The organism is Micrococcus sp. HMSC31B01, assembly GCF_001816085.1.
In the GTDB taxonomy this organism is placed as follows: Bacteria; Actinomycetota; Actinomycetes; order Actinomycetales; family Micrococcaceae; genus Micrococcus; species Micrococcus luteus.
Genome location: NZ_KV825157.1, coordinates 1 through 7,640 on the forward strand (window position 1 = coordinate 1; position 7,640 = coordinate 7,640).

Here is a 7,640-nt window from a genome sequence, read left to right on the forward strand (position 1 = left end):
GGCGGGCGTGCCGCAGCCGGCCGCGAGCAGCGCGAGCGCGGCCAGCGCGGCGAGAGGGAGGGTGCGACGCATGGATCAGACCTTCCTCAGCAGCACGCGGGTCACCTCGTGTTGCGCGTTCTTCGTGAGCACCAGCCGGGCGCGCCCGCGGGTCGGGCGCACGTTCTGCTCGAGGTTCGGGCCGTTGATGGAGTCCCAGATGGACTCGGCCGTCGCCTGAGCCTCGGCGTCCGACAGGGAGGAGTACCGGTGGAAGTAGCTGCGCGGGTCGGCGAAGGCCCCCGAGCGCAGACCCATGAACCGGTCGATGTACCAGGACCGGATCCAGGACGCGCGCGCGTCCACGTACACCGAGAAGTCGAAGAAGTCGGAGACGGAGAGCCCGGCGGTGCCGTCGGCCCGGGTGCGCGGCGGGGCCAGCACGTTGAGTCCCTCCACGATCAGCACGTCGGGACGGTGCACCACCTGTTCCTCGCCCGGCACGATGTCGTAGGTGATGTGCGAGTACACGGGCGCGCGCACCTCCTGCGCCCCGGACTTGACGTCCGCCATGAAGCGCAGCAGCGCGCGGCGGTCGTAGGACTCGGGGAAGCCCTTGCGGGACATGATGCCGCGCTCGTGCAGCACCGCGTTGGGGTGCAGGAAGCCGTCCGTGGTGACCAGCTCGACGCGCGGTGTGGTCGGCCAGCGGCGCAGCATCTCCTGGAGCACGCGCGCCGTCGTCGACTTGCCGACGGCGACCGACCCGGCCACCCCGATCACGTACGGGGTGCGCCCCGTCCGCTCGCCGAGGAACGCGTTGGTCGCGCTGCGCAGGGCCGCGGAGGCCTCCACGTTGATGCTCAGCAGGCGCGAGAGCGGAAGGTAGACCTCGGCAACCTCGCGCAGGGACAGATGCTCGCCGAGGCCGCGCAGACGCTCCACGTCCGCCTGGTCGAAGGGCTGCGCCATCTCCGAGGCGAGACGGGCCCAGGTCTGGCGGTCCAGCTCCACGAAGGGGGAGCGCTGGTGGCCGTCGGGCACGGCGTCCGCGGGCTCCTCGGGGCCCACGAGGGGCAGCTCGGAGGTCGGGGGGGTGTAGGTCACCCGATCCATTATGGCCGCGGCCCGCCCGGAGCGGGCCCCCGCGTGACGTCACAGGGCCCGGATAGGATCGGCCCATGCGCGTTCTCGTGACCGGCGGTGCCGGATACCTCGGATCCCACACCGTGCTCACGCTGCTCGAGGCGGGCCACGACGTCCTCGTCCTGGACAGCCTGGTCACGGCGACGACGACGTCGCTGGAGCGCGTCGCCGAGCTCGCCGGAACGCGTCTGGGCGGGTCGCGGCTGCGCCTGCACGTGGCCGACATCCGCCGCCCCGAGGACTACCGCGGGGCGCTCGCGGACTTCGGCCCGGCCGCACTCGTGCACTTCGCCGGGCTGAAGTCGCCCACCGAGTCGATGACCCGCCCCGCCGCCTACTACGACGTGAACGTGGGCGGCACGGCCGCCGTCGCCGAGGCCGCGCTCGCGGCCGGCGTCCGCACGGTCCTGTTCTCCTCCTCCGCGACCGTGTACGGCGACCGCGCGCCGGTGCCGGTCGCCGAGGACGCGGCCACGGACCCGGTCTCGCCCTACGGACACTCCAAGCTCATGGCGGAGCAGGTGCTGCGCGACGTCTGCGCCACGGTCGACGGCGGCGGGCTGGCGATGCTGCGCTACTTCAACCCGGTCGGCGCGCATCCCTCCGGGCGGCTGGGCGAGGACCCGAGCGGGGTGCCGGCGAACCTCATGCCCTTCGTGGCGCGGGTGGCCTCCGGCGCGTACCCCGAGCTGCGGGTGTTCGGCGCGGACTTCGACACGCGCGACGGCAGCGCCGTGCGCGACTTCATCCACGTGATGGACCTCGCGGAGGCGCACGTGGCCGGGCTCGACTGGCTCGCGGCCCGGGTGGCGGCCGGGGGCGGTACGACGACCCGGGTCTGGAACATCGGCCGGGGCGAGGGCGTCACCGTGTTCGAGATGGTGCGCGCCTTCGAGGCGGTCACGGGCGGCCGCATCCCCTACCGCGTGGTCGAGCGCCGGCCCGGGGACATCGCCGAGTCGTGCGCGGCCGTGGACGCGATCGGCGCCGAGGTGGGCTGGCACGCCCGACGCGATGTGACCGCGATGGTGCGGGACCTCTGGGCCTGGCAGGAGGCCAACCCCGCGGGGTTCTCGTCCCGGACGGAGTGACCCGGCCCGCCGTGCGCCGAAGTCGGGTCCGGCCCGGTATTCTCGTGCGCATGTGCGGAATCGTCGGATACATCGGCCAGCCCCAGTCGGATCGTGAGCACGGCGCTCTCGACGTCCTGATGGAGGGCCTGCGTCGTCTTGAATACCGCGGATACGACTCCGCCGGTGTGGCCGTGGTGGACGGCGGTCAGCTGTACCACCGGAAGAAGGCGGGCAAGCTCGCCAACCTCGCCGAGGAGCTCGCCGATCACCCCATCCCCACCGGCCTCGTCGGCATCGGCCACACCCGGTGGGCCACCCACGGCGGCCCCACCGACCGCAACGCCCACCCGCATGTGGCGGACGAGGGCCGCCTGGCGCTGATCCACAACGGCATCATCGAGAACTACGCCGAGCTGCGCGAGGAGCTGCTCGCCAAGGGCGTCGAGTTCCTCTCCGAGACGGACACCGAGGTGGCCGCCCACCTCCTCGCCGACGTCTACCGGCACGCGGCCGGCCAGGACCTGACCCGCGCCATGCAGCTGGCCTCCCAGCGCCTCGAGGGTGCCTTCACCCTGCTGGCCGTGCACGTGGACCACCCCGACCGCGTGGTGGCCTCGCGCCGCAACTCGCCGCTCGTCGTCGGCCTGGGCGAGGGGGAGAACTTCCTCGGCTCGGACGTCTCCGGCTTCATCGACTTCACCCGCGAGGCCATCGAGCTCGAGCAGGACCAGGTCGTGACGATCACGGCCGACGCCGTCGAGATCTCGGACTTCCGGGGCGGCCCCGCCGACGGCAAGCGCTTCACCGTGGACTGGGACGCCTCGGCCGCGGAGAAGGGCGGCTTCGAGACCTTCATGGAGAAGGAGATCCACGACCAGCCCCAGGCCGTGCAGGACACCCTGCTGGGCCGCACGGACGCCGCCGGCGCCCTGATGCTGGACGAGCTGCGGATCGACCCCGAGGAGCTCAAGGCCGTCGACAAGATCATCGTCCTGGCGTGCGGCACGTCCGCCTATGCGGGCACGGTGGCCAAGTACGCCATCGAGCACTGGTGCCGGATCCCCGTGGAGGTGGAGCTCTCCCACGAGTTCCGCTACCGCGACCCGATCATCGACCCGCACACCCTCGTGGTGTCCATCTCCCAGTCCGGCGAGACCATGGACACCCTCATGGCGGTCCGCTACGCCAAGGAGCAGGGCGCCCGCACCGTGTCCATCTGCAACACCAACGGCTCCACGATCCCGCGCGAGTCGGACGCCGTGCTCTACACGCACGCCGGCCCCGAGATCGCCGTCGCCTCCACCAAGGCGTTCCTGGCGCAGATCACCGCCGCCTACCTGCTGGGCCTGTACCTGGCCCAGCTGAACAAGAAGCTGTTCAGCGGCCAGATCAAGGACATCCTGGCGGACCTCGGGGCGATCCCCGGCAAGATCGAGGAGATCCTCGCCGCCAAGGACCAGGTCAAGGAGCTCGCCCGCTCCATGGCCGACGCCACCTCCGTCCTGTTCCTCGGCCGCAACGTCGGCTACCCGGTGGCCATGGAGGGCGCGCTCAAGCTCAAGGAGCTCGCCTACATCCACGCCGAGGGCTTCGCCGCGGGCGAGCTCAAGCACGGCCCGATCGCCCTGATCGACGACGGCCAGCCGGTCTTCGTGGTCATGCCCTCGCCCCTGGACCGTCACTCGCTGCACGCCAAGGTGGTCTCGAACATCCAGGAGGTCCGCGCCCGCGGCGCCCGCACCTTCGCCGTCGCCGAGCGCGGCGACGCGGCCGTGCGCGGCCAGGCCGAGGTCGTCTTCGAGGTCCCCGAGACCCAGCCGATGCTCATGCCGCTGCTGACCACGGTCCCGCTGCAGATCTTCGCCCTCGAGCTCGCCACGGCGAAGGGCTACGACGTGGACCAGCCGCGCAACCTCGCCAAGTCCGTCACGGTGGAGTGATCCGCCGCTGAGGCCACCGAGACCTCTCCTGCCGGGCCCGGCCGCCACACAGCGGCCGGGCCCGCGACGCGTCCGGGACGGTGTCCTCCCGCCCCAGTAGACTCCCCGAGGAGGCCCGCCGCACCCGGCGGGCCGCACGACGAGACCCCGGAGAGTCATGCACACAGTGGAGATCGGCCAGCCGTACCCCCTCGGGGCCACCGTGGACGAGACCGGCACCAACTTCGCCCTCGCGGTCTCCCGCGAGGTGGAGGCGGTCGAGCTGTGCCTCGTCGCCGACGACGGCACGGAGACGCGCATCCCTCTCGAGGAGCGGCACGGCACCACATGGCACGCCCACGTGGCGGGCATCGGCCACGGGCAGCGCTACGGCTACCGCGTGCACGGCCCCTGGGACCCCGCCCGCGGCCTGTGGCACAACCCGGCCAAGATCCTCGTGGACCCGTACGCGCGGGCGTTCACCGGCGACTACGAGTGGGGCCAGCAGCACCACTCGTACGACTTCGACGAGCCGGACCGCATCGATACCTCGGACAACCTGGGCACGAGCATGCTCGGCGTCGTCGTCGCCGAGGACTTCGACTGGGGCGATGACGCCCCACCCGCCGTCGAGCTCACGGACACGGTGATCTACGAGACCCACGTCAAGGGCATGACCAAGCTGCACCCCGCCGTCCCCGAGGAGCTGCGCGGCACCTACGCGGGCATGGCCCACCCGGAGGTGGTCCGCCACCTGACCGAGCTCGGGGTGACCGCCGTCGAGCTGATGCCCGTGCACCAGTTCGTCAACGACGCCACCCTGCAGGAGAAGGGGCTGAGCAACTACTGGGGCTACAACACGCTCGGCTTCTTCGCCCCGCACGCCGCCTACGCCTCCTCCTCGGAGGTGGGCGGCCAGGTCCGCGAGTTCAAGCAGATGGTGAAGGACCTGCACGCCGCTGGTCTCGAGGTGATCCTCGACGTGGTCTACAACCACACGGCCGAGGGCAACGACAAGGGCCCCATGCTCAGCCTGCGCGGGCTGGACAACGCCGGCTACTACCACCTCGTCGAGGGCGACGAGCGGCACTACATGGACTACACGGGCACCGGGAACTCGGTGGACCTCTCCAGCCCCAAGGCCCTCCAGCTGGTCATGGACTCCCTGCGCTACTGGGTCACCGAGATGCACGTGGACGGCTTCCGGTTCGACCTGGCCACCACCCTCACCCGGGTGGAGGGGGAGCAGGGCCCGGACATGTTCTCCGGGTTCTTCGACGTGGTCCGCCAGGACCCGGTGCTGCGCACCGTCAAGCTCATCGCCGAGCCGTGGGACGTGGGCTGGGGCGGCTACCAGGTGGGCAACTTCCCCGGCCTCTGGTCCGAGTGGAACGGCATGTACCGGGACGCGGTACGCGACTTCTGGCGCGGCGAGCCCGGCACCCTCGGCGAGTTCGCCACCCGCCTGACCGGCTCGGCCGACCTGTATGAGGGGGACGGGCGCGGCCCCGGTGCGTCCGTGAACTTCGTCACGGCCCACGACGGCTTCACGCTGCGCGACCTCGTCTCCTACAACGAGAAGCACAACGAGGCCAACGGCGAGGACAACAACGACGGCGAGGCGCACAACCGCTCGTGGAACTGCGGCGTGGAGGGGGAGACCGACGACCCCGAGGTCGTGACGCTCCGCGCCCGCCAGCGCCGCAACTTCCTGGCCACCCTGCTGATCAGCCAGGGCGTGCCCATGATCAGCCACGGCGACGAGCTGGGCCGCACCCAGGGCGGCAACAACAACGTCTACTGCCAGGACAACGAGATCTCGTGGATCGACTGGTCCGCCATGGACGACTCGCTCGTGGCGTTCACCCGCGACCTGATCGCGCTGCGCCGTGACCACGCGGTGTTCCGCCGTCGCCACCACTTCGACGGTCGCCCCGCGGCCCGCGACGTCGAGGCGCCCCTGCCGGACATCGTGTGGCTCGAGCCGGACGCGACCGCCAAGACGGAGGACGACTGGGGCGCCGAGGCCCGGTCGATCGGCTTCTACCTCAACGGGCACATGCTCACCCGCGGGGACGAGGAAGGGGAGGAGCCCTACCGGGACTTCTACGTCCTCATGAACGCGTGGTGGGAGCCCGTGCCGTACACCCTGCCCGGGCCCACGTTCCCGGCGGAGTGGGAGGTCGTCGTGGACACCTCGTCCCACGTCGCCCCGGACGGCACCCGCCCCCGCGTGCGTGCCGGGGACGTGCTTGAGCTCCCGGCCCGCTCCACCGTCGTGCTGCGGCAGGTGCCCGAGGGCGCATGAACGAGCGGGTCGACCGGGGGCGCGTCCGCCGTGGCCTGCCGCGGTGGGCGCGGGCCCTCTGCGCCACCGTGGCCACCCTGGCGGCGCTGGCACTGGCCTTCGGCGCGGGGTGGGCCACGCACGCCGTGACGGACCCGCACCCGGACGACGCACCGCGTGTGGACGCCCTCCTCGTCCTCTACAGCCAGCCCCGCGTCTACGACGCCGCGATCGAGCTCGCCGCGTCCGGCCTCACCGACCGGCTCTTCGTCTCCGCGTACCTGGGGCCGGACGGGCACGAGAAGCTGTGCGGCGGCCCGGAGGAGCGCGACCCGCGGCTGGCCGGCGTCACCGTCGAGTGCTTCGCGCCCGATCCGGTGACCACCCAGGGCGAGGTCATCCACGCGGGCGAACGCATGCGCGAGCTCGGCCTGCACCACCTGGGCGTGCTCACCTTCCACCAGCACGTGGAGCGCGCGCGGCTGCTGGCGGAGCGGTGCTTCACCCCCGAGGAGGGCCGTGTGTCCCTGTACGCGTTCGACGCCGGCTTCGACCGGCTCGGCCGCCTGCAGCACGGCGTCTACGGCGTGCTGGCCTACGGGAAGGCGATGCTCACGCCGGGCTGCGACCAGCAGCTGCCCGGCGTGCTGCAGTGGCCGCTCGACCTGGCCAAGCGACTGCGCGGGCAGCCCGTCGGGGACGAGGCCGGCGCCGTCGTCGTGGGCGCCCGGCGGGCGGGGGCGGTGTGATCGTCGGCGTGGGGGTGGACGTGGTGGACGTCCCGCGGTTCCGGGCGCAGCTCGAGCGCACGCCGGCGCTGCGCGCACGCCTGTTCACCGAGGACGAGCGGGACCTGCCGCTGCGCTCGCTGGCCGCGCGCTTCGCCGCCAAGGAGGCGGTCGCCAAGGCCATGGGCGCCCCGCCCGGGATGATGTGGCACCACTGCTGGATCCCGCGCCCGGACCACGGCGACGGCCGCCCCACCGTGCACCTGACCGGCACCGTCCAGGCCCAGGCCGAGGCCCTGGGCATCACCCACTGGCACCTCTCCCTCAGTCATGACGGGGACGTCGCCACCGCCTACGTGGTCGCCGAACGCCGCGCGGCCGAGGAGGAGTCCGCATGACCGCCGATGACCTGACCCGCATCGCCGTGACCGGCTCGGCCGTGCGCACGGCCGAGGAGCCCCTGCTCGCGGCCGGGCGCGGCCCGGAGCTGATGCGCGCGGCCGCCTGG

Annotated in this window: 6 protein-coding genes; 5 read left to right on the top strand and 1 reads right to left on the bottom strand. The window is 72.2% G+C overall.

From position 1 onward, the window contains the following. Positions 1-75 precede the first annotated feature (75 nt). Complete coding sequence (gene coaA / locus HMPREF3105_RS07060; protein WP_044659424.1) at positions 76-1,086, bottom strand: type I pantothenate kinase; 1,011 nt, start codon at positions 1,084-1,086, stop codon at positions 76-78. Between the two features lie 74 nt (positions 1,087-1,160). Here coaA and galE point away from each other — a divergent pair, with 74 nt between their 5' ends. The 5 genes from galE (at position 1,161) to HMPREF3105_RS07085 (ending at position 7,530) form a co-directional block, all read left to right on the top strand. Continuing rightward, positions 1,161-2,216, top strand: a complete 1,056-nt coding sequence (gene galE, locus HMPREF3105_RS07065) for a UDP-glucose 4-epimerase GalE (protein ID WP_041103284.1) — start codon at positions 1,161-1,163, stop codon at positions 2,214-2,216. A 50-nt stretch (positions 2,217-2,266) separates the two neighbouring features. Beyond that, positions 2,267-4,138 (top strand): glutamine--fructose-6-phosphate transaminase (isomerizing), encoded by a 1,872-nt coding sequence (glmS, locus tag HMPREF3105_RS07070; protein WP_070709051.1) that lies wholly within the window; start codon positions 2,267-2,269, stop codon positions 4,136-4,138. A 157-nt stretch (positions 4,139-4,295) separates the two neighbouring features. Next, positions 4,296-6,425, top strand: coding sequence for a glycogen debranching protein GlgX (gene glgX / locus HMPREF3105_RS07075; RefSeq protein WP_036315853.1), 2,130 nt, complete (start codon positions 4,296-4,298; stop codon positions 6,423-6,425). Further along, a complete protein-coding gene (locus tag HMPREF3105_RS07080; protein WP_070709052.1) occupies positions 6,422-7,153 on the top strand; it encodes a hypothetical protein in 732 nt (243 codons plus the stop codon). The genes glgX and HMPREF3105_RS07080 overlap by 4 nt, the downstream gene beginning before the upstream one ends. Beyond that, positions 7,150-7,530, top strand: a complete 381-nt coding sequence (locus tag HMPREF3105_RS07085) for a holo-ACP synthase (protein WP_036338002.1) — start codon at positions 7,150-7,152, stop codon at positions 7,528-7,530. The genes HMPREF3105_RS07080 and HMPREF3105_RS07085 overlap by 4 nt, the downstream gene beginning before the upstream one ends. Positions 7,531-7,640 lie beyond the last annotated feature (110 nt).